Here is a 21863-nt window from a genome sequence, read left to right on the forward strand (position 1 = left end):
CTAAAAGCTCTAAAAGCTCTAAAAGCTCTAAAAGCTCTAAAAGCTCTAAAAGCTCTAAAAGCTCTAAAAGCTCTAAATTAGTCTAGCGCATGTACGCAAACTGTTTTGCTGGAACAAATACTACTATGAGAAGGAATAAAGGGACGGACTACGGTTTTGCATAAATGTCTAGGGTGCAGGAAATTATTGTAAATTATCGTGTTCCAGGATGTAAGATATTTTGCTTCTTAAAGATCCCTTTTTCATTGAACACCGTGTTAGGAAACAACTAACACTAGCAGAAGTAAGATACTTTGCTTCTCAAACATCCCTTTTCATTGAACCACGTGTTAGAAGATCGCTAACACTGAAGTAGTAAGATATTTTGCTTTGCAAAAATCCCTTTTTTATTGAACCGCGTGTTAGGAGATCGCTAACACTGTAAGCAGTAAGATATTTTGCTTTGCAAAAATCCCTTTTTTATTGAACCGCGTGTTAGGAGATCGCTAACACTGTAAGCAGTAAGATATTTTGCTTTGCAAAAATCCCTTTTTTATTGAACCGCGTGTTAGGAGATCGCTAACACTGTAAGCAGTAAGATATTTTGCTTTGCAAACATCCCTTTTTTATTGAACCGCGTGTTAGGAGATCGCTAACACTGTAAGCAGTAAGATATTTTGCTTTGCAAACATCCCTTTTTTATTGAACCACGTGTTAGGAGATCGCTAACACTGTAAGCAGTAAGATATTTTGCTTTGCAAAAATCCCTTTTTTATTGAACCACGTGTTAGGAGATCGCTAACACTGTAAGCAGTAAGATATTTTGCTTTGCAAAAATCCTTTTTTCATTGAACATCGTGTTAGAAGATCGCTAACACTGTAAGCAGTAAGATATTTTGCTTTGCAAAAATCCCTTTTTTATTGAACCACGTGTTAAAAGATCACTAACACTGTAAGTCATCCCGTTCCCTTATTTCCTTCTCGCACTGAAGTCCTGTTTACACGTATACGAGTTTGCATACAAACTCTAATAACATTAAAGCTAAAATGATCAAATTTCTTCTTGAAACGTATACGCTCCATCTATATACGTTTAGTATTTGACACCTTTAATTATCAACTACCTGCGTTCTGACGGACTACAGCCGCGTAACTGACGAAATACACGGTTAAACGTGCGCACATTGCCAAAACCACAATCGAGTGCAATATCGATCAACTTGCGCTCACGAATCGTCATCTGCTGTTCGGCACGTTGGATGCGCAGCTCATTGATGTAAGTGTTATAGCCAATACCTGTCACATTTTAAAAAAAACGGGAAAAGTGAAACACACTCATGCCAGCCTGATCCGCACCATCTTGCAAAGTAAGCGGCTGTGTACAGTTTTGCTCCAGCCAATCGAGCAAACCTTGCATCACGGCCAGATGGGTAGCGCTCGCTCTGCGCCGAACAGCCGGGCCATGTGCTGGCATACAGCGCAGACAGAGACCGCACAGCATATGAAGCAGACCGGTAATGACCGTTTCTGCATGACTTTGCTGTTGTTCATGCTCTACCAGTAGTTGCTCCATAATCGTGGCAAGCTGTTGTCTGCTCGGTTGCCCACTATCATCATTCGCTTGTGAGCTTGCCTTATCGATATCCGAGCGCAAAATAAAGCCAGAATGTTGACGCTGCTGGGTGGGCCATCCGGCAGGTGCACCGATCAGCCGTGGATTGAAAATGACCATAACGATTTCTGACGTTGTACCGGTATGCTCATAATAATGAATATCTCCGCTACCACAAAAGGCAAATTCGCCAGCCTGTAGTGTCCGTACTTCAGAATTGATGCCGACACGCAGCGTTCCCTGACGCACGTAGATAAATTCCAGATCATGATGCCAGTGCGCCAAAAAGCTCATATTATGAACGGTACCAATTTGTACAGGCCAGCCTTTGTTATAAGAACGCGTTTCATGAAATGCGCGCATATCCATTCACCCCATTCATTTCCTATAGGCTTGCTGTTTGACTCCGTGTCACAAAAAGCGATTGGAATTGATAGAACGATCTGCGTACGATATTAGCAAAAAATGTCCACTGAGGCAATGAATTTGACGCGCAAATTGTATGCGCTTGCATTACAATTTGGCTATATCTGCATCATGCAGCTAGATACTTCAAAATAAGATGGGAGCGTATGACTATGAAAAAACAAGCATTGCTCGTCAGTGGGGGCTGGGATGGACACCAACCGAAGGAAGTAGCCGATATTTTTGCTGATGTATTACGTCAGGAAGGCTTTGATGCGGAGATTTCGTACACACTGGATGCTTTTCTCGATGAGGAGCGTTTGCAAAGTCTCCATCTGATCGTGCCGATCTGGACGATGGGTGAAATTACAGATGAGCAGCTTCAGCCTGTTCTACGTTCTGTTGCAGGCGGTGTAGGTCTGGCAGGTTGTCACGGCGGAATGTGCGACTCTTTCCGTAACAGTGTCGATTGGCAATTTATGACTGGATCGCAGTGGGTGGCGCATCCATTTAACGATGGTGTGAATTACGAAGTTAATATGGTGCGCACATCGTCCAGTCCGCTAATCGAAGGCATTCCTGATTTTCAGGTGAGTTCGGAGCAATATTATTTGCATGTTGATCCGGTCGTTAATGTGCTGGCAACGACGACGTTCCGCAAGAGCGAAGGCCCACACTCTGCCAATGGTGAAATTGTCATGCCTGTCGTATATACGAAACGCTGGGGTGAAGGCAAAGTGTTTTATAACTCGCTCGGTCATCAGGCGAATATTTTCGATATTCCAGAAGCTAAAGAACTGATGCGTCGTGGCATGTTGTGGGCAGCGCGTTAAGCAGGAAGCGATCCCAGTGTACGTATCGATCATGTCTATGTTGTACTTATGATTTAGTTCTGATGTGCTTACGAGATGCAGTGCATATTGTGCATAACAGGCAAGGCAGCTACATAGGCCGAGTTCTATCGAACATGGTAACGAATCGGAATATCCGATCAGATAACGATCCCTGAAAGGCGGAATCCAATATGCGTAAAGTGAAAATTGGTATGATCGGCTGCGGTAATATTAGCGGCATTTATATGGAAAATCTCACACGTACATTTGCCAATACAGAGGTATATGCGTGTGCAGATTTGAATCCAGAAAAAATGGAAGCTGCGGCAAAAGAATATGGCATTCCGAACCAGTGGACTGCCGAGCAGATAATCGCCAGCGATGAAATCGAGATCGTCGTCAATCTGACCACGCCCAAAGATCATTTTGAACTATGCCGTCAGGCGCTGGAAGCAGGTAAGCATGTGTATGTAGAAAAGCCGCTTTCGCTGTCCTCAGAGCAGGGCAGGGAGCTGGTACGTCTGGCAGGGGAGAAAGGTGTACTGCTGGGCGGCGCGCCGGATACATTTCTCGGAGCAGGCTTACAGACGTGTCGCAAACTGATCGACGATGGTTTTATCGGCGAACCGGTGGCGGCGACCGCTTTTATGGTCAATCATGGACACGAAAGCTGGCATCCGAATCCATCGTTTTACTATAAAAAAGGCGGTGGCCCGATGTACGATATGGGTCCCTATTATCTCACCGCACTCGTCTCCCTGCTCGGCCCAGCACAGACTGTAGCCGGTATGACTAAAAAGTCGTTCCAGCAGCGCACGATTACGAGCGAACCGCGCTTTGGGGAGGTGATCGATGTCGAAGTACCTACCCATATCGCTGGTACAGTGCGTTTTCATGGGGGCGCAGTGGCTACGCTGATTACCAGTTTCGATGTGTGGAGCAGTACACTGCCATGTATTGAGATCTACGGAACACAGGGCACGCTGATCGTTCCAGATCCGAATACATTTGGCGGCCCGATTCGCCTGCGCACAGCACATGGAGAAGCATTTTCCGAAATTCCGCTCTTACATCAATATGCAGACAATAGCCGTGGTATCGGTATTGCCGATATGGCAGACTGTATCATCAACGGCGGCACCCCGCGCGCAGGCGGCGAACTAACCAGCCACGTGCTGGAAATGATGGATGCTTTCCATAGCAGCGCTGATTCCGGCCAATACGTGACCTTGCAAACAAGCTGCGAGCAACCCCGTTCGTTGCCAACCGGACTTGTTAAAGGGCAGGTAAGGTAAAAGGAATAGCAGCCAGCTGCTATAAACAAACAGCGCGGATCTGGACTATATATCAACAACATACACACACTCATATGCTGGATGTGAGTGCACCTAACCTATACGATCCCGATCTGTGAAGCATCCATGTACCAAATAGGAAGCAGTATATCAATACGCTTCTTATCACATATCATCACACATCCTGTGGTGTGGACAGGATGAATGAGCGCTTTGCCTTCTTGCTGCATCCGCGGCTGGAAGACAAAGCGTTTTTTATATGTTGCACATTCCGTTACAAAGTGAGCTGGAATAGATACCGCTCCAGTAGGGAATAACGGAAGAGACTCCAGTTTGGCAAAGGAATCTACGAAATAAGAGTAAAGGTTAGATTTCCGTTCTTAGAAAAGATAAGATATTTTGCTTCGAAAAAATCATTTTTTCATTGAATCCCTTACTTAGAAAATGGCTAACACTAGAAGTTGGCTCTCCCCTTATTTCCTTCCCTTCTGCTTACACATCCACAAGTTTGCTACATTTCTTGATAACGTCAGCTTTCAATTTTCACTGCACTTCTTAAAAGCATTAAGAATTGACTATCCTCATTACGATCACTACCTCCCACAGCGCGTGCAAACGAATGATGCGAGCAGCACGGAGCGAAGGCACGGAAATAAGGGAAAAGGACGACTTTGGAGCGCTGAGAATCTACAAGTAGCTCCCATTCCGTAGATTCTCAGCGCTCCACCTGAGTCCGTTCCCTTATTCCTTGCCTGAACGGTGTGCCTTCCAGCACCCAGCTATGCATTTCACTATCCGCAAAAAAAAGCTGAAACCAAACCCAATATACATTATCATGAAAAGAGGGTAATAACAGAACAAAGCCTCATGTATCACACCACCAGATGATAACAAGTACCATATTCAATTACACCGAGCGATCATTTGGATTGAACCAAAGAAGGGATGTTGCGTATGTTTGGAAACGATTGGGATGATATATTAAAGGAAGAGATGGAGCAGCCGTATTTTCAGGAGCTGATGAGCTGGCTGGATGAAGAATACAAGCAGCATACGGTATATCCACCGCGTGATTTGCTGTTTCAAGCACTTCGGCTGACACCATATCATGAAGTGAAGGCAGTTATTTTGGGACAGGACCCGTATCATGGTGCTGGACAGGCGGAAGGTTTGAGTTTTTCCGTACAGCACGGTGTGAAGGTGCCCCCTTCGCTGCGTAATATTTACATAGAATTGAAAGAAGATATCGGCGTGCCTACCCCATCGCATGGCTCGCTCGTAAACTGGGGGAAACATGGCGTGTTACTGCTCAACACCGTACTTACCGTGCGCGAAGGCAAGCCGGCTTCCCACCGTGGTAAAGGCTGGGAACGCTTTACAGATACGATTATTCGGCTGTTGAATGAACGGGAGCAACCGATCGTATTTTTATTATGGGGCAATCATGCTGGCGAAAAGGAAGTGCTGATTCATACCGAGCACCATCTCGTTATTCGCTCCGCACACCCAAGTCCGTTTGCCGCACGTAAAGGCTTTTTTGGCAGTCGTCCATTTTCGCGAACGAATACATTTTTGCAAGAGCATGGCCAGCAGCCGGTAGACTGGACAATTCCGGAGCTGAATTAAGCATGGGGCGTGGAGGTGGGATGATGAAACAGTGGGAAGGCAAAAAGGTAGTGATCACGCGGGATGATGAATATCACTCCAGGCTCTACGGCACGATTCAGCATTGGGATGTGGAGAAGAATCGGCTCGTCCTGCAACCCGGCTCCATCCATATCCTGCTGAATGATATTTTGCATATTAAAGAACTGGACATGCTGCCACAGGATTTGAATTCTGCTGCATGGGAACTAAATGCCGTTGGTTACGTAATGAAGCAACCTGTACAATTTGATAATGCGATCTTGTTCGGCTCTAAAGTGATGATCTGGAAAGAAGATCAGCTGATTGAGCCGTTCGCCCGTCTCGTTCGTCATAATCGTGAGCGGGTCATACTGGATGATCAACGTATATTTACGAAGGCGGATCATGTGTTTGTCGTTCGTTCGCGCCGTGGCTGCTAGTACGATCGTATAGGTGTCATCAAGCTCTAAATGATGTGAAATCTGTGATAGAAACGAGTCGATATGTAAAATAAGGACTATCGTCACCAATACAGGACGATAGTCTTATTTTGGTAAAAAAACGAGGTCTTTTACAGCAGAAGCTTCAATTTTAGGACGTTGTCTCCGATATTATGTAAGGACTGAACACAGACGAAACTATAACTCAAGGAGAGAAATGAATGACACATACTGTGAAATTAGGAAAATGGATGTTGTCGCTTCTGCTCATGAGTACACTGCTTTTTCCAAGCGGAGTATTCGCTGCCGATACGAGTGCCGTGTCCCTGAAGTTTTCAGATGATAATGCACCGACTACTGCACTGACGGTATCGCTTGACGATGATACGAAGGATCTGACGTTGTATGCGGTAGATGGAAGTGGCGACACGACAGATGTAACGGATCAAGCAACATGGTCTTCAAGTGCACCTACGGTAGCGAAAGTGGATAAAGGAAACATTGATCCTGTAAGTGCGGGTACAGCAACGATCACTGCCAAATACGGCGATCTGGCTGCAACGAAAAAGGTGACGGTGACCTCTCCATACACGAAGCTGACGCTGTCTCCAGCGGAAGCGGTTAATGTAACGATTGGTACGCCTTATGAATTTACAGCGACAGCTACCAAAACGGACGGCACGACCGTAAACGTTACCAATACGGTTACATGGTCTACATATGATAGCAAAGTAGCCAGAGTAGTCGAAGGACAAGTAACAGGTCTTTCTCAGGGCAGCACAGCGTTGACTGCCAAATACGCAGGTCTGACAGCAAGCACAACGTTGTATGTACGTTCTTCGTTCCAGGGTCTGATTCTGACGCCGGAACAAGATCAAACGATGTTTATCGGACAAGCTCCATTGCAAATTAAAGGAGAAGTCGTAAATGTAAGCTCGATTAAAGATGTAACTGGTGATGTGACCTGGACATCTTCCAACCCGATGAATGCGACAGTTAATGGCGGTCTGCTCACACCATGGGTAGAAGGAACGGCTACAATCAAAGCGCAATATCAAGATTTTGCGAAAAGCTTCAAAGTTACCGTATATAAAACGATGAAAAAGCTGGAGCCAAGTGTAACATCGATCGAACTGGTAACCGGTCAATCCGTAGCTGTGCCTAAAGTCAAAGGGATTGCGGTAGATGGCACAACGGTCGATCTGTCCAAAGCAATCGACTGGAACATCGATAGTTCTGTAGCGACGATTAACAATAATAAACTGACTGCTGAAGATGCAGGTGATGTCAAACTGGTCGGTAAAGTGGGCAATATGCAGGTGAGCATTCCAGTTAGCGTCAAAACGAAAGTGCTGAATCTGACGGCATCTGTTAGCAATCTGAGCATCGTTGTCGGTTCTTCATCGGTACTGCCTAATGTAACAGCGATCAAGGCAGATGGTACAACTGTTAATGTCACCGATGCGGTGAAATGGACAGCAAGCACAGAGAACATTTTAATTCAAGGCAGCAATGTAAAAGCACTTGTTAAAGGTTCTGCTACGCTGAAAGGAACCTATCTCAACGATTCCGTTCGCGTCAGTGTGAAGATGGAAGGCAAAATTCAGTCATTGGACGTATCTCCACAAACGTTGGATCTGGGCATCAAAAAGAGTAAAACGATCAAAGTCATCGGCACGTACACAGATGGCAAAAAAATTACACTGTCCAGCAAAATGGACTGGGTATCTTCGAATCCTTCCGTAGCCACTGTGAAGGGTGCAAGCGTGAAAGCGGTAGGTCAGGGTACAACGACGCTGACGGGTTCTTATCAGGGACTGACAGCAACGGTGAAAGTATCCGTAACTGCACAGCTCAAAAAAGTAACATTGTCCGAGAAGACACTTAAGCTGACTACAGGTTCAACAACTGTAGTAACATTGACAGCAGAATACGACACAGGCAATAAGGTTGATGTGACGAAAGATGCAACATGGACATCGTCCAAAACAACCGTGGCTACAGCATCTGCTGGTCGGATCAATGCGGTAGCAAAAGGTAGCTCATCGATCAAGGCAGAATATGGTGGCAAACGAGCTACACTGAACGTGTCGGTTAAAGATCCAGAAAAATCTAAATAAGCATACTCCTTTTGAATAGCTACCTGTTCAGTCTGACAGACGGTAAGAGCGGCACGGCTTGTTCGCTCTACCGTTTGCCGGTAGCCAGCACATGTATTAGATAGGGCTGGCAGCGATTCTGTGTATAGGTTGTATATGTACCGCCTGCAACATCCTTCGGGATGCGGCAGGCGGTTTTTTTCGCGGCTTTATTTTTAGGTTTAGTTAGAGGTTTATTCTTGGATTTGGAAGTTTGGAAGTTTAGAAGATTAGAAGTTAAAAGTTAGAAGTATAGCTACGAATGAAGCTCTATGAAGCTCTATGAAGCTCTATGAAGCTCTATGAAGCTCTATGAAGCTCTATAAAGCTCTATAAAGCTCTATAAAGCTCTATAAAGCTGTATAAAGCTGTATAAAGCTGTATAAAGCTGTATAGAGCTATAAAGCCTACCTATGACGAAGCCTAACTATAAAAAATGAATGTGATCCAAATTATACTGTTGCCAAAAAGCAACAAATCGCATATTATATACAGGAACATACGTTCTTTATTGAGTTTTACCGTTGCAATCGATACGGATATACATAATACCGACTGCAACTCTATTTTTAAAAAATACATATTAATCAATCTAACCCATATCATCCATCAAGGAGGCAAGAGCCATGCTGGAGGATGCAGAACGAAAGCTATTGCGCGTACTGTTTAATTTTTTTGTGAAAAATCGCCGTATGCCTGTATGGAGAGAATTAACGGCGATGACAGGTAAGCATCGAGCCGAACTGACTCGTATCGTACTTTCATTAGAACGGCAGCAGTACATCGTATGGTCGCACAGAGACAGTCCCCATACGATTATACTTATCGCAGGCTGGGAGCGGCGAGATAAGCTTCCAGCACATCGTCATACGTCTGCAAACAAATCGCCTGGCATTACATACTGGACGCAACATTAAAATAAAAACGGATACAGCGATGGCAATGCGCATCATCATATATGCCTATTTATAATACGATCCACCAACCTATACAGTAACTTATCTACCCATCTATCCAACAATCAATCCACCGATCGACCAACCAGCCAGTCAAGCAACCAAATGACCAAATGATCTACCTATCAGATCGGCATCAGTTTAGACGATTCTCTTCATAAAATATAACTGATTATGCTTGCTCTATAAGTAGACTATCATCAAAAACCTCATCAAACGGGCATAGCATAAAAATATCCGTATTTCGCTAAATGTTTACAAGTTGGATACAAGCGCGAGCGTGGAATGATACATTTACGGTGTAATCTGTTTACAGAACAGAAAGATAACACGGTAAGCGAATGATCAATCAGCACAGTTTACCGAATATGACACCATAAAGGAGATGTAATCATGAAAACAAAAAAATGGGTAGCAGCTGCAATGACAGTAGGTATGGTAATGACAGGATCAGCAGGTGTATATGCCGGCACACAGCTGGAAGCGATCAAAGCGTATATGAATCACGGCATCAAAATTGAAGTGGGTGGCAAAGCGTACACACCAAAAGGCACCAACGGTACAGAGCTGGCACCGATCACCTATAATGGCTCTACGTATTTGCCAGTACGCTCACTCGCTGATGCACTAGACGTTCCGGTAAATTATAATGCATCCCAGGGTAAAGTATCGATCGGCAAAGGCAGTTCCTCTACAGGTTCGACTTCCGGCAGTGGAAGCACGTCGACAGGTAGCGCCTCCACCAATAGTATCAAAGCGGTCTCTTATACAGCGAGTCAGATTCAACAATTGAAAGAAGCACGTAGCGGCTTCGGCGTACCAAGCTTTGCTACACCATACGCCCCTACAAAAATCGGTAGCCAGGATCAATTTATCAAAGTCGCTGCGGCTGACGGCGCCGATAGCGTCAACTTGCTCTACAAGCACATGATCGTATCCGCCGCAGCCCGCGACAATAGCGGCGGTGATTTCGGTAAAGGTGGCACCAAAGTACAACTTGCCAACGGCGCAGCCGGCACGTACTATGCTGCTACCGCGACAGAGAGCGCTTCACTTGCATTTGAATTAGATGGCAACTACTTCACACTGCGCACACTGGACGGTTCGCTGACTAAGGATCAACTGGTGGCTGTAGCAGGTTCGGTGAGCAAGCTGTAATTGGTAAGGAATTGTAAGTGGAGTGCTTGTAAGTTGAAACAATTGAATACGGAAAAATGAATGCGGCAATAGCATAGAAATAGTGAAACTATCGGCTTGCAGGGTAGATGGGTGATTAGTGTCTCGAAGATAGCAAGCAGTAGCTAACTGTTCTGTAGTAAGTTAAATGTGTACTAGTTTGAACGTAATATGAAAAGCGGCAGGATGCGATTCCTGCCGCTTTTAGTATTTATTTAATGATATGATTAGATTCTTGTTTGGATATAGATGTTTAAATGTTAGGTAGCATGCAGATAATATCTGGAAGTAAGCCTGCATACTTTTTATCGGCTCCACCCCTATAAGGAGAGCGAGTTATTTATTACTTGACGCACCTTGCAGGATTTGATATATTAAATCTTGTTCTTGTAATATGACCTGTTAGCTCAGCGGGAGAGCACTATCTTGACAGGGTAGGGGTCAGTGGTTCGATCCCACTACAGGTCATCAACGAAAGCCCTTGAGAAATCAAGGGCTTTTTTGTTTTTCACTACACTAATGCACAAAACTAAAAATTGAATACACATATCCAACTGCACAATGCACTTGTCGCACTGTTTATCATTTTAAGTCGAATCATTACAGCTGCTATCGCTTGAAAAGCAAGCTGCATTCTTTTCCTTCTATGTATCGGTATATAGATATTGAAAAACACTAAATTATTTAATTTATTTGCTTACCTACAGCAGGAAAAGAAAAACAAAGAACGAATACAATAAAGAAATCGTATCCAATTTCACTCTGGACGCATCTGCCTTGATTCTCATATATGAATAGTTACTTACCTGGAAGGTAAGATGTCTGCTATACACGATCGATTTTATTCGAATGAAAAGGAGGGGCGATCATGAGACGGATTCTGTCGCTTATTTTGTTCCCGTTGATTTTTGTTTGCATCATTTTGTTCCCGATCATTACACTTGTAAAAACACTGATACTGGCACTACGCGATGTACCGATGCTTATCATTGTATTTGTCGTGCTGTTGTTTGTGTTGTTCCGTGTGGGTGCACATATGTATCACACTAGCAAAATGCGTCCAACGAACCGTTAATAATTGATTCGTAAAGCAAGATTTTAAAAAGCAACGCTACTAACGCTAAGCCGCCGAATGGATACAGCTACATGTATCCCGGTTTGGAGTTACTAGCGTTCTTTTTATGAGCGCTATTTATTATGAACGAAGGTCGTCACGAACGAATATAAAGGTCACGAACGAATATAAGGAGGGGAAAGGATTGACTGAGCCAGCCTACGCCTATATTGATCGGTCAGTGCTGCATGTATTTCATGTACTGGCTGATTATAAAGCGGCGTGTCTGCATGCGAGTGGACGTGTGGTGGAATATAGAGGCGAGCATGAATACGGTTATCCCATGATAGACGGCGAGCCGTTAATTATATACACGAAAACGATGAAAGAGAAAAATAAGCGCAGCATTCCGCCGTACATTAGTGCAGCTATTGATGCGTTGAAGTAGTGATCAGACTAAAGCAGCAGATGCAGGCGAAGCAAATGGCGTATGACGGCGTTGCTGCGAACAATGCATGCAACGGACGGGGAGGCTGCACAGCTCTGTACAAGCCTACTCTATTCATCTCCATACTCACAAATAACCTTCCGCTGGCAGGAGCTTTTTACTTTGTGTATAATAGAGCTTTGAAAATGAGCAAACAAGAGGAGGCCCATAATGGCTCAACGTTATCGTATTACCCGAGACAATCAGCAAATTGATGATGCACAAAAGCCGATTACGCTGGAGGAATGCAAAGCGTATTTTGATACTCAGCCTGATATGGAATATACATCGGTGTTTACGGTAAAAGGAGAATCGACGATGTCGATCGAAGGCGACTTCTTTTTGTGGCATGAAGGAACAGCCGTTATTCCTTTCCGTCATTATGGTGGAGATCTGTATGTGTCTGGAACGAATGAAGCGGTCATTCCGAAAATGATCCAGGCGGCAAGCGTGCTGCGCGCAGACATTGCCGAGGATTAAAATAACGGTTAAACGAAAGGTCTGGGCGGTGACCATGATGCGATGGTTATCTGATTCCAGGCCTTTGTTTTGTGCGTTTTTCGTTCTAAATTCAAGCTTTATTTACAAAAAAATCTATTTATGTATTCAATTTAGATAAGTTAGTTTAAGAATTTTTTAAAGCAACGCTTTTTTTGTTGAAAAAGGATATTTTTACCGTATACTTTAGATATGCTTTTGAATCAGGAGGAAGAAAATTGCTAGAAGCGATCAGATTTGTATTCTTTTCCAGCATAGAGTATTTGGCAATTTTCACGTTGATGTTGTCGATATTTCGGCTTAAACCATTTGAGTATATGGGGACTGTTTCATTTATTGTATTGATTATGAGCTTGATGAGTTTTATGCTTCGCACCGAGTTGGATTTGTCATTTATGATGACAGCGGTAAGTACCATTTCTTATATTTTGATTAATGCTACGATTGTACGAATTTCACTGTTATGGTCGGCCATTTTAGCTGCGTGCGGCATGTTCGTGTATACCGTCATTCAAGCGCTTGTCATTTTGACATTATTCGGTTCGTTTACTCCAGATATGCAATACTCCGGCACAGGAACGATTATTCAAATCGTATCATCAGCGATTACATTCGGAATTTGTTATTTGCTGCATTTTTTCAAATTTGGATTTATTGCCGATTTTGAGAAGTTTAATTTCAGGTTTGAACATATCGCTATTGTTGTATTAACGATCATCGCGCTGGTCATAGCCTCGTTACTTATGTACTACAATAACCTCTATTATATTATTTTCTTTTTGGCTCTCCTTGCAGCAATCTTTATTTATTACTCCATCATGAAGGAGCGGGCTGCATATGATTGATTATTTGGCACAACGTACTGCTGAACATATCAAGCAAGTCATTCCTGAGCATCCCGCAAGTATTGCTGTGTTAAAGTATGCCTTATTGATCGTCATCAATACGCTTGGCATTGTATTGATGACGATTTTATTTTCGTCGCTATTAGGTACTTTCGAGCATGCTATGATCATTATGATCGTCTTCGCGTTATTAAGACAGCTTACAGGTGGATACCATTTACAATCCGGTGTGAGCTGTATTGTTGTATCTTCTTCGTTGTTTGTTGCTCTCTCACTCGTGACATTTTCAGATTTGTATTGTATAATTTTTACATGTATGAGTATTTTACTCATTTTGATCTTTGCTCCTTCTAATATTCACAAACAATCCCGTATCCCGAAAAAGTATTATTCCTTGCTGAAAATAGCGGGTTGCTTGCTGGTAGCAACAAACTTATATGTGTTATCCGTCCCTTTTGCACTTGCCTCCTTAGCGCAATCAGTTACTCTGATTCGAAGGAGGTGACACGATGCGATTAATTAAAAACGGATATTCAGGGTTGGCAACATTGCTTTCTATTCTAAGCGTATTCTTTATCAATGTTTCCAGCGCAGCATTTATCTATTCACCAGAAGCGCCCGAGGAGCTCTTAAAGAAATAATATAGGAGTGATCGTGTTGTTGGAGGTAATCAGAGAACTAGATAAGCATACCGTGGAGACCATACAGCTTGCTGCTGATGTTGTTTGGTTTATGGAGTATGATCGTCGGAAAGATCGGATTGTGATCCATGTGCAGGACGGTACCTATTATATGAACGGCTCGATCAAGCATTTGGAAGTTTATTTGCGTGACGAGGGCTATCGTTTTCTTGAAGTTGACCGGGGAACGCTGATTAATGCGGATAATATCGTATGGATCAATCTGGTGCGTAAGGAAGCTTTTTTTGAGCCTTATCCAACACGTAAATCCAAACGCTGTAGCATCGCCCACCATCGTTTCCTCAATACAGTGGATGAGCTGCATCGCATGAATCCGGGTCTTAGTGTGACTTCGCCTGCCTGAGTGGCAGGCTTTTTTATTAGATACGTTATGAATAATTGGCACGACTGTCCATGTGCATGACGATTGGATTCGTACTTTTTTGTTGGATACGTTATGAATGATTGTCTCGTGCTGCTGGGTTGCGTTTACATCATATGAGAATTTTTAATTCAGTTTGTTTTAACGGATTGGCTGCTTGGTAAGGTGCCTGTCATACGAAGCAGAAAAACCGCCTGCAAAGGCGGTTTTTCGTTGTTATATTGTAAATCGTTGTTATATTGTAAATCGTTGTTATATTGTAAATCGTTGTTATATTGTAAATCGTTGTTATATTGTAAATCGTTGTTATATTGTAAATCGTTGTTATATTGTAAATCGTTGTTATATTGTAAATCGTTGTTGTATTGTAAATCGTTGCTATATTATGCGTCCTATTCTATTGCAATTATTAGTACATCATTGCTTCCTTTGTATCGCTAGTATGATCAGACTTTGAATCTGGCTGGATCAAACACTAAGCCGTAAGTCGCTGCCATAACCAGAACGCTGCAATACAGACGGTGATCACGCTCAAAATCGGCAATGTGCGCCCATATGCACGGGAACGATGCCATAAAGTGAGCAGTGGCAGAGCAATTAACAGCAGTGTCAGCTGCGTAAGCTCAATGCCCACATTGAATCCGACCAGTGCAGGCACAAGCTGACTGTTCGGTAGATTCATTTCGACGAGCAGATCGGCAAAGCCGAGGCCGTGAATCAAGCCAAACAGGAAGGTGAGCCACCAGCGATTTCGTGCATTGCGCTGGAAAAATAGATTTTCCAGTGCGACATACATAATGCTAGCTGCAATCATCGATTCGACGAATTTGGATGGTAAAGTGACGATATGCAGTACAGATAGAGCAAGCGTCAAACTATGCGCAACGGTAAAAGAAGTAATAATTTTGACGTAATCGCGTATACGCATCCGCAGTGCCAGCAACGTTAATAGAAATAACAGATGATCTGTCCCGGTCAAAATATGCTGTGATCCGAGCCAGATAAAATTCAGCCAGCCGCTTTGCTGTACTTCGCTCGTTCCTTCGGCATGATCCATCTTGACCGTAAATGTCCACGGTGCCTGGAATAGGGCAGAGGTCGATTGTATCTGTCCGTTGTTAAGTACATTGATGAAATTCGCATATTCGCTTGGAATGACGTTATGGAATTCGTCATTCAATTGAATTTGATCCGTTTTACCGGTTGCTGGAAAGGTAACGGTAAGCGTGACAAGCTTAGCGTTCGGTAGCAGCAGATCGCCATAATGCATACTATCTTTGAAACGAAAACTATTTTTATCCGGCAGCTCGCGATTGAGCACTAGCTGACCGCTATTCAGATCAACCGGATGTCCATTGTCGGTCAGCTGTAAATGAGCGGAGATCCACTGCATAATCCGATCATGACCGGTCTGAATTTCCGCTTCATCCAGATAATAATCTCCATTCGTATCTACACCAGGTAATGCTTCCAGTACAGATAGATCATCCAGGGCATATTCCATCGTAATCTGACCTTTAGCGTAGCTAATTCTCGTAAACGCAACACTATAAGCATGAGCGGAAGCGATAGGAACTGCCCAGCCACCCATCATCATTATCAGTAAAAAGGCCAGCGCACACGTTCTCGCCGGCCATGACTCCTTCTTCAAGCGATAAAACCATCGTGGATTAAGCATCATATTCATATTACAGATACCCCATTGGATCGACTGGTGTACCATTAACCCGTACTTCAAAGTGACAGTGTGGGCCGGTCGAGTTACCGGTTGAGCCGACTTCAGCAATTTTATCTCCGCGTCCTACACTTTGACCGACCGATACAAATGTACCACCATTGTGAATATGTGCATACAACGTCTGAATGCCATTGCCGTGATCGATAATGACCACATTGCCGTAGCCGTTCATCCAGCTTGCTACCACAACCGTTCCACCATCTGCTGCATAGATCGGTGTACCTTGAGGAGCGGCAAGGTCGATACCCGTATGCATTTTATATTCACCTGTAATAGGATGAATGCGATAGCCAAACGGTGATGAGATACGCGCACCGACAACAGGCATCGTCATCATACCCGAGCCGCTAGGCTGAATATGATCGTCTGAATTTCCACCATTATCTGTGCCGCTATCGCTGCCGGAGTCGCTTGCGCTTGTGTTGGCTGGAGCGGAGGTAGCTGTACGTGTTGCTGCGGCAGCTGCCGCACGGCGAGCTTCCTCTGCTGCTCTAGCGCGCGCTTCTGCCTGTGCACGTTCTTCGCGTTCTCTTGCTTCCACAGCCGTTTTCTCTTTGAAGAGCGTTGCGCGCTGATCGGCTAATGCCCACAATTGCTGCTCTTGATGGGCACTGATGTCGTCTGCATTTTCAATCTGTGCATTATATTTAGCGATGAGCACTTTCTTTTCGTTTTCCTTCGCATTCAGTTCGTGCTTGCGCTCGGCTTTTAGGGCGTATAGGGATTTGGCACGTGCATAATCGGAGTTAAGCTGCTTTTGGGTAATAATAACGGCTTGTTTATCCTGCTCCTGCTGTTGCAAAATATCCTGATCTTGCTCAACGATCATACGCAGTGAATCCGCACGTGCCAAAAAATCGGAAAAGTTATTGGAAGACATGAGCACATCCAGATAAGATACCATGCCATCTGTATACATCATCCGCACTCGCGTATTGATCATGCCTTCACGTGTTTGAATACGCTGTTTGGTTGCTTTTAGATCGATTTCTGCCTGTCGTAAGCCCGCTTCGGTTTGAGAAATATCGTTCGATACGCGCGCGAGCTGGCTACTCACATCGTTGATCGCCTGAAGCACAACACCGAGATCAGTCTGGGTGCGATTTTTCAACTTTTGTGACTGTTGTTTTTGAGCTTCTGCTTGTTTTTGCTTCACGGCAGCATCGTGAGCTTGCTGTTCAACCGCTTCCAGTTCTTTTTTAAGATCATTTGAAGATTTGGCTGCATAACCTGTTTGACTTAAGGTGCTGGCTAGCAGCAAGACGGCTGCGAAGGACATGAATGTTTTCAATAGATTGCCCATCCTTTGTATACAAATTTCGTTAATATCTGGACTCTTAAGAAGTTATAAAGCAGAAGCTGTCCATATCCGTGGTGAATGATCTCGATCCTTTCCATTGGCTGTAGCACGATGCAGAATCTGAAAGGGTGTGAGAATGACGGTTCATTATATTCATCGGCTAGTTTCAGATGCAGATAGAGTGCTGTGAGCTAAACAGAGTTGGGTTGTGTTGATTTTGGATGTGCTGCTATAGTCGTTGTTTAAACAGTATGTTCGACCACAAGCGTTCACTTCCCTGCTAAAATGAAAGAATTTGCAATCATTTGATGAATAAATCGTAACCTTTACTAGGTAGAATATATCAGTAGCAATAATAGTGTCAATCGTTGCATAACAACGACATAAAAATAGTCTATACGTTCATATAGGAAGTGAAAGCAGCATATTACATTATATCCAACGATCACCAAATTCATTCCCAATGAAAATGTCCATGAATATAATGAATGGTAAAAAAAGTATAAAAAAATCTGTTTAAGCTACGTCCAGAACGGGTGATATAAAAGTATAAATTCATCATTTATCGGTATTCCAACCGGAGATGTGGGGAAGCCGATTCGATAAGCAAATACGTATACATCAATAGCATGTAATTAAGTGGAGGGAATAACATCATGGAAAACACAAACAACCAGAACACACTTGAAATGGTCACACCTGAATTGGATTTGATGACACAATTGCGCCAGATCGTAAGTAATCGTGAAAATTCCGATCTTGCTGTACGTGGTAAAGTGACACAATTGCTGAATCAGTATATGGAAGCGAACTGAGGATAGAGAATAATCGAATCAAAGTTAAAATGGATCATACTCGTCCGAATAGACGATCATTTTCACGCGTAGCACGGTGCAACTATACCGAGCTGCGCGTGTTGTTGTATGAGCGATAGACGTTGTTCTGCTGACCGGGGGTTAAACTGAGGGCTATTTTCTGATATGATACGAAGGTCAATGTCGATCAGGAGGTGAATGCAGCGATGAGCATCCGCCATGCTGTGCCCAGGTATTGGACGATTCAGTCCAGCGAAGCCTGGCAGGCCGCGCAAAAGGTTGGCTTTTTGCACGGTCATCCCGAGCATGCCATGTTTATCGAGCCTTATCACTGGATGATGAGCCAGATGGGGCAACGTCTGCCCGGATACGATGGAAGCTATCCGGTATGGGTATGGACGGAAAAGCCGGATTTGCTACAGCTTCATCATTATACAGGGCGTGCAGGTTGTGTATGTCTGACGCTAGAGCTGAAGCATGATGAGGTATTGCTATCGGATTTCGATGAATGGCATGCGGTGTTAAACGACACATTTAATGCTCGTACCCAGCGCGAATGGCAGCGTTACTGTGCAGGTCGCTCGGTAGTGACCAAAGAAGAGAGCTGGCAGCGCATTTTCGAATTACAGTCGTCGCTTGTGCATATGAATAAGCGTGACAGTCGACAATCGCGTCGATTACAGGGCGTAACCGGTGCTGTTGCCCTGGACCGTGTGTTGCGTGTAGAGCATCTGGAAGAGGCATTACGAGAACGGCGTTTGTATCATGTGTAGCAAATGTAGCAAATGTAGCAAATTCGATGGGCTGCTGTGGGATTAGCCGGCAGTCTTTTTGCTGTGTAGAGATAGTTGGGATGGACGAATGTCGATGGATAGGCATGTAGGGTAGCTGTTTATCGATTAGTAACTGATCGTTTAGGGATTAGTGACCTATCGTTCATAGATCGATAACTTGTTGTTTATGGATCGGTAACTTATAGAGTAATAGTGCTTAAATTACTCATCGCTAAATTAATAACGTTCACATCCATAACGCCTACATTAATAACGTTTAGATCCATAACGCTCATATCCATAACGCCTACATCAATATCAATAACGTATAGAGCGATATTCGAATAAAAAATAAGCGTATTCTTTAGTAAGCTTATGCTGATGAACAGAATGACAGGGTGTAAAGCATGCCAATATGGTGTAAAGAATAAGGGAGCTGTAGTGGCAGGTGATCCGCTATATGATCGATGATTGAAAATATAGTGTACTGTGCTATACGATACAGGACAGGATATGGAAAAGACAGGAGTGGATGAGATGAATCGTTTTACATATACAGGATTGATGCATCGAGTGATGGACATTTATGCGGAGCATGGCAGTGCGGCTGCCTATCATTTTATATGTGAGCATCTGGAAGAAGGGCAAGCGAATCCTGCACAGATGTACAATTTGCGTTATTCGTTACTCGCTGCGTGTGAACGGAAAGACGAAGCGCTCGCCTTGCTGAAGGAAGCTGTACTGGAGCATGGATACTGGTACAATGCAGATGATCTGCGTGAGGATGAAGATCTGGCGGTGCTGCATGATGAGCCAGACTTTCAGCACGTATTGCAGTTATGCAGACAGCGAGAAGCAGAAGCGCTTGCCGAAAGCAGTGGACATCTGAATATTGTATTGCCAGAAACGAACGGAGCACCGGCTGCGTATCGCACATTGCTCGTACTGCATGGAGAGCTGGAAAATAATGAAGCTGCTGAGCCGATCTGGCATGTGGCTCTAAACCAAGAGTACAAGCTGGCACTTCTGCAATCGTCACAAATTCAGTTTTCCGGTGCATACGATTGGTCTGATCCGGAGCAAAATATACAGGAGCTGGAGCAGGCATTGCTTGAGCTAGGACGTGTGGATGGACGTATCCAGGAGGAGGATGGATCGATTGAACGTGAACCTTCGCAACCTCAGGATGAAGGGGTTATTCAGGCGGCACAGCAAGCAAGTGATGTCACCAAACCGATTATCGGTGGATTCTCCTCCGGTGCTCGTGCGGCTCTGCAAGGGGCAGCAACCTATCCGGCAGCAGTCGGTGGTCTAATTTTAGTCTCTCCCTGGTTGCCTGAGCCGTCTGAATGGCAGGACGCGCTAGTGCACTGGCAACAATATGGGATAAAGGTATATTTGATCTGTGGCGAACATGATGAGGATTGTCTGGCAGGCACAGAAGAGCTGGCAACCGAACTGAAACGTAAAGGAATTGACTACCAGCTGCATCTGATGCCAGGGCTTGGCCATAATTATCCGGTGCATTTTGAACAATTACTATCATCAGCACTACAATGGATGAACGAATCCTGAAGCAATGCGGCTGGACTGTAGAATATGGAATAGACAGTAGAGAATGTGGAATGATCTTGGGATGCACGCTGCCCATATTTCCAATTTGCCTGGAACAGGCTATAATCATACATGAAAAAAAGACCGGAATCGTTCCGAAGCATCGGATACACGAGCGGCCAATGAATGGATAGAAGGATGAGTGAACGGAGTGAAGATCGCAATATTTGATTCTGGCATCGGTGGGCTGACTGTATTGCATGAAGCGATGAAGTTGCTGCCTGACGAAGATTACTTATTTTATGCAGATACCCGGCACGTGCCTTACGGTGAAAAAAGTAAGGAAGAGGTAAAGCAATACGTACTGGAAGCAGCGGAATATATGGCGGAACAGCACGTAAAAGCGATCGTACTTGCTTGTAACACAGCGACCAGTATTGCGGTAAATGAGCTGCGGCAGCGGTATACATTTCCAATTCTCGGTATTGAACCTGCGGTCAAGCCTGCCGTACAAAACAGTACGATTAAGCATAAAAAGGTGCTCGTGATGGCGACCCGTCTCACGCTAAATGAAGAAAAATTTCATAATCTCGTGAAAAGTATTGATAAGTATGACATCGTGGAAAGTTTGCCTATGCCCGGGCTGGTCGAATTAGCGGAAAAGCGTCAATTCGACGATGAGCATGTGACACAATATCTGAATCAAGCGCTGGCTGGATACAGGCTGGATGAATACGGTACGCTTGTACTCGGTTGTACACACTTCCCTTTTTTCCGTGATCAATTGCGTCGATATTTCCCACAGGAAGTGGATATTATCGATGGTAGTAACGGAACAGCGCGACATTTGCGCCATGTGCTGGAAGAGCGCGGTGAATTGGGCGGCGGGAATGGTCAATTGGAATTCGTCCGATCAAGCGAACGTGTAGAGTCTGCGGAGGAGCTGGCAGATTATCATCGCTTGCTGGACAGGTTGTCCTGATCCTGGCTGGATGAAGACATGACCATTGATTATTTGGGCTATGACGGTGTCTCGATTAACAATTAAAGTAATGATACAGCATGAAAAAGATGCGATCTTAATACAATGATGTAGCAGGCTACACAAAATTGCATATACGATCGTTGAATACATAGCGGCATCCTTTTTGATAAGGTGCCGCTATTTGTATAGGCAAAACAATATCCGATACGTAGAATGGTGTAGGTGTAGGTGTAGGTGTAGGTGTAGGTGTAGGTGTAGGTGTAGGTGTAGGTGTAGGTGTAGGTGTAGGTGT

The 21863-nt window shown here is 44.2% G+C and carries 22 protein-coding genes and 1 tRNA gene; 19 read left to right on the forward strand and 4 right to left on the reverse strand.

What is annotated here, in order from left to right:
- Nucleotides 1–1099: 1099 nt before the first annotated feature.
- Together AAHF22_RS23140 and AAHF22_RS23145 are read right to left on the reverse strand one after the other, a co-directional pair.
- Nucleotides 1100–1282: a helix-turn-helix domain-containing protein gene (locus AAHF22_RS23140; RefSeq protein ID WP_347327359.1), complete on the reverse strand. Its 183-nt coding sequence runs from the start codon at nucleotides 1280–1282 to the stop codon at nucleotides 1100–1102.
- A gap of 3 nt (nucleotides 1283–1285) precedes the next feature.
- Entirely contained in the window at nucleotides 1286–1954 is a 669-nt protein-coding gene (locus tag AAHF22_RS23145) for a cupin domain-containing protein (RefSeq protein WP_347327360.1), read from the reverse strand.
- Nucleotides 1955–2169: 215 nt separating this feature from the next.
- Here AAHF22_RS23145 and AAHF22_RS23150 point away from each other — a divergent pair, with 215 nt between their 5' ends.
- The 15 genes from AAHF22_RS23150 (at nucleotide 2170) to AAHF22_RS23220 (ending at nucleotide 14388) form a co-directional block, all read left to right on the forward strand.
- Nucleotides 2170–2829, forward strand: a complete 660-nt coding sequence (locus tag AAHF22_RS23150; protein WP_347327361.1) for a ThuA domain-containing protein — start codon at nucleotides 2170–2172, stop codon at nucleotides 2827–2829.
- Between the two features lie 191 nt (nucleotides 2830–3020).
- Complete coding sequence (locus tag AAHF22_RS23155) at nucleotides 3021–4124, forward strand: Gfo/Idh/MocA family protein (protein ID WP_347327362.1); 1104 nt, start codon at nucleotides 3021–3023, stop codon at nucleotides 4122–4124.
- A gap of 945 nt (nucleotides 4125–5069) precedes the next feature.
- Nucleotides 5070–5750, forward strand: a complete 681-nt coding sequence (locus AAHF22_RS23160) for a uracil-DNA glycosylase (RefSeq protein ID WP_347327363.1) — start codon at nucleotides 5070–5072, stop codon at nucleotides 5748–5750.
- Between the two features lie 23 nt (nucleotides 5751–5773).
- Nucleotides 5774–6190 (forward strand): hypothetical protein, encoded by a 417-nt coding sequence (locus tag AAHF22_RS23165; protein WP_347327364.1) that lies wholly within the window; start codon nucleotides 5774–5776, stop codon nucleotides 6188–6190.
- Nucleotides 6191–6411: 221 nt separating this feature from the next.
- Nucleotides 6412–8310: an Ig-like domain-containing protein gene (locus AAHF22_RS23170; RefSeq protein WP_347327365.1), complete on the forward strand. Its 1899-nt coding sequence runs from the start codon at nucleotides 6412–6414 to the stop codon at nucleotides 8308–8310.
- 644 nt (nucleotides 8311–8954) lie between these two features.
- Entirely contained in the window at nucleotides 8955–9245 is a 291-nt protein-coding gene (locus AAHF22_RS23175; protein WP_347327366.1) for a hypothetical protein, read from the forward strand.
- 432 nt (nucleotides 9246–9677) lie between these two features.
- Complete coding sequence (locus AAHF22_RS23180; RefSeq protein ID WP_347327367.1) at nucleotides 9678–10442, forward strand: stalk domain-containing protein; 765 nt, start codon at nucleotides 9678–9680, stop codon at nucleotides 10440–10442.
- 414 nt (nucleotides 10443–10856) lie between these two features.
- Nucleotides 10857–10928 (forward strand) — tRNA-Val (locus AAHF22_RS23185).
- Between the two features lie 400 nt (nucleotides 10929–11328).
- Nucleotides 11329–11535: a hypothetical protein gene (locus AAHF22_RS23190; protein ID WP_347327368.1), complete on the forward strand. Its 207-nt coding sequence runs from the start codon at nucleotides 11329–11331 to the stop codon at nucleotides 11533–11535.
- 184 nt (nucleotides 11536–11719) lie between these two features.
- The gene (locus tag AAHF22_RS23195) at nucleotides 11720–11962 is read left to right on the forward strand and encodes a hypothetical protein (protein ID WP_347327369.1); all 243 of its coding nucleotides are present in this window, start codon (nucleotides 11720–11722) and stop codon (nucleotides 11960–11962) included.
- Nucleotides 11963–12172: 210 nt separating this feature from the next.
- On the forward strand, nucleotides 12173–12481 hold the full coding sequence (locus tag AAHF22_RS23200) for a hypothetical protein (RefSeq protein ID WP_347327370.1): 309 nt from the start codon (nucleotides 12173–12175) through the stop codon (nucleotides 12479–12481).
- 236 nt (nucleotides 12482–12717) lie between these two features.
- Nucleotides 12718–13344, forward strand: coding sequence for a hypothetical protein (locus tag AAHF22_RS23205; RefSeq protein WP_347327371.1), 627 nt, complete (start codon nucleotides 12718–12720; stop codon nucleotides 13342–13344).
- Nucleotides 13337–13849, forward strand: coding sequence for an accessory gene regulator ArgB-like protein (locus tag AAHF22_RS23210; RefSeq protein WP_347327372.1), 513 nt, complete (start codon nucleotides 13337–13339; stop codon nucleotides 13847–13849). The genes AAHF22_RS23205 and AAHF22_RS23210 overlap by 8 nt, the downstream gene beginning before the upstream one ends.
- A 4-nt stretch (nucleotides 13850–13853) precedes the next feature.
- Complete coding sequence (locus AAHF22_RS23215; RefSeq protein WP_347327373.1) at nucleotides 13854–13985, forward strand: cyclic lactone autoinducer peptide; 132 nt, start codon at nucleotides 13854–13856, stop codon at nucleotides 13983–13985.
- A 19-nt stretch (nucleotides 13986–14004) separates the two neighbouring features.
- Complete coding sequence (locus AAHF22_RS23220; protein WP_347327374.1) at nucleotides 14005–14388, forward strand: LytTR family transcriptional regulator DNA-binding domain-containing protein; 384 nt, start codon at nucleotides 14005–14007, stop codon at nucleotides 14386–14388.
- A gap of 493 nt (nucleotides 14389–14881) precedes the next feature.
- Here the strand turns inward: AAHF22_RS23220 and AAHF22_RS23225 are convergent, their stop codons facing one another.
- Both AAHF22_RS23225 and AAHF22_RS23230 read right to left on the reverse strand, forming a co-directional pair.
- Nucleotides 14882–16093, reverse strand: a complete 1212-nt coding sequence (locus AAHF22_RS23225) for a HupE/UreJ family protein (protein WP_347327375.1) — start codon at nucleotides 16091–16093, stop codon at nucleotides 14882–14884.
- Nucleotide 16094: 1 nt separating this feature from the next.
- Entirely contained in the window at nucleotides 16095–17435 is a 1341-nt protein-coding gene (locus AAHF22_RS23230) for a murein hydrolase activator EnvC family protein (RefSeq protein ID WP_347327376.1), read from the reverse strand.
- 665 nt (nucleotides 17436–18100) lie between these two features.
- Here AAHF22_RS23230 and AAHF22_RS23235 point away from each other — a divergent pair.
- The 4 genes from AAHF22_RS23235 to murI all read left to right on the forward strand — a co-directional run bounded on the left by AAHF22_RS23235 (nucleotide 18101) and on the right by murI (nucleotide 21568).
- Nucleotides 18101–18259, forward strand: a complete 159-nt coding sequence (locus AAHF22_RS23235) for a hypothetical protein (RefSeq protein ID WP_347327377.1) — start codon at nucleotides 18101–18103, stop codon at nucleotides 18257–18259.
- Nucleotides 18260–18465: 206 nt separating this feature from the next.
- Entirely contained in the window at nucleotides 18466–19032 is a 567-nt protein-coding gene (locus AAHF22_RS23240) for a DUF3841 domain-containing protein (RefSeq protein WP_347327378.1), read from the forward strand.
- Nucleotides 19033–19569: 537 nt separating this feature from the next.
- Entirely contained in the window at nucleotides 19570–20607 is a 1038-nt protein-coding gene (locus tag AAHF22_RS23245; RefSeq protein ID WP_347327379.1) for an alpha/beta hydrolase, read from the forward strand.
- Between the two features lie 190 nt (nucleotides 20608–20797).
- On the forward strand, nucleotides 20798–21568 hold the full coding sequence (gene murI, locus AAHF22_RS23250; RefSeq protein WP_347327380.1) for a glutamate racemase: 771 nt from the start codon (nucleotides 20798–20800) through the stop codon (nucleotides 21566–21568).
- The last annotated feature ends 295 nt before the right edge of the window (nucleotides 21569–21863 follow it).

Source organism: Paenibacillus wenxiniae (assembly GCF_039822605.1).
GTDB classification, from domain to species: Bacteria; Bacillota; Bacilli; order Paenibacillales; family Paenibacillaceae; genus Saccharibacillus; species Saccharibacillus wenxiniae.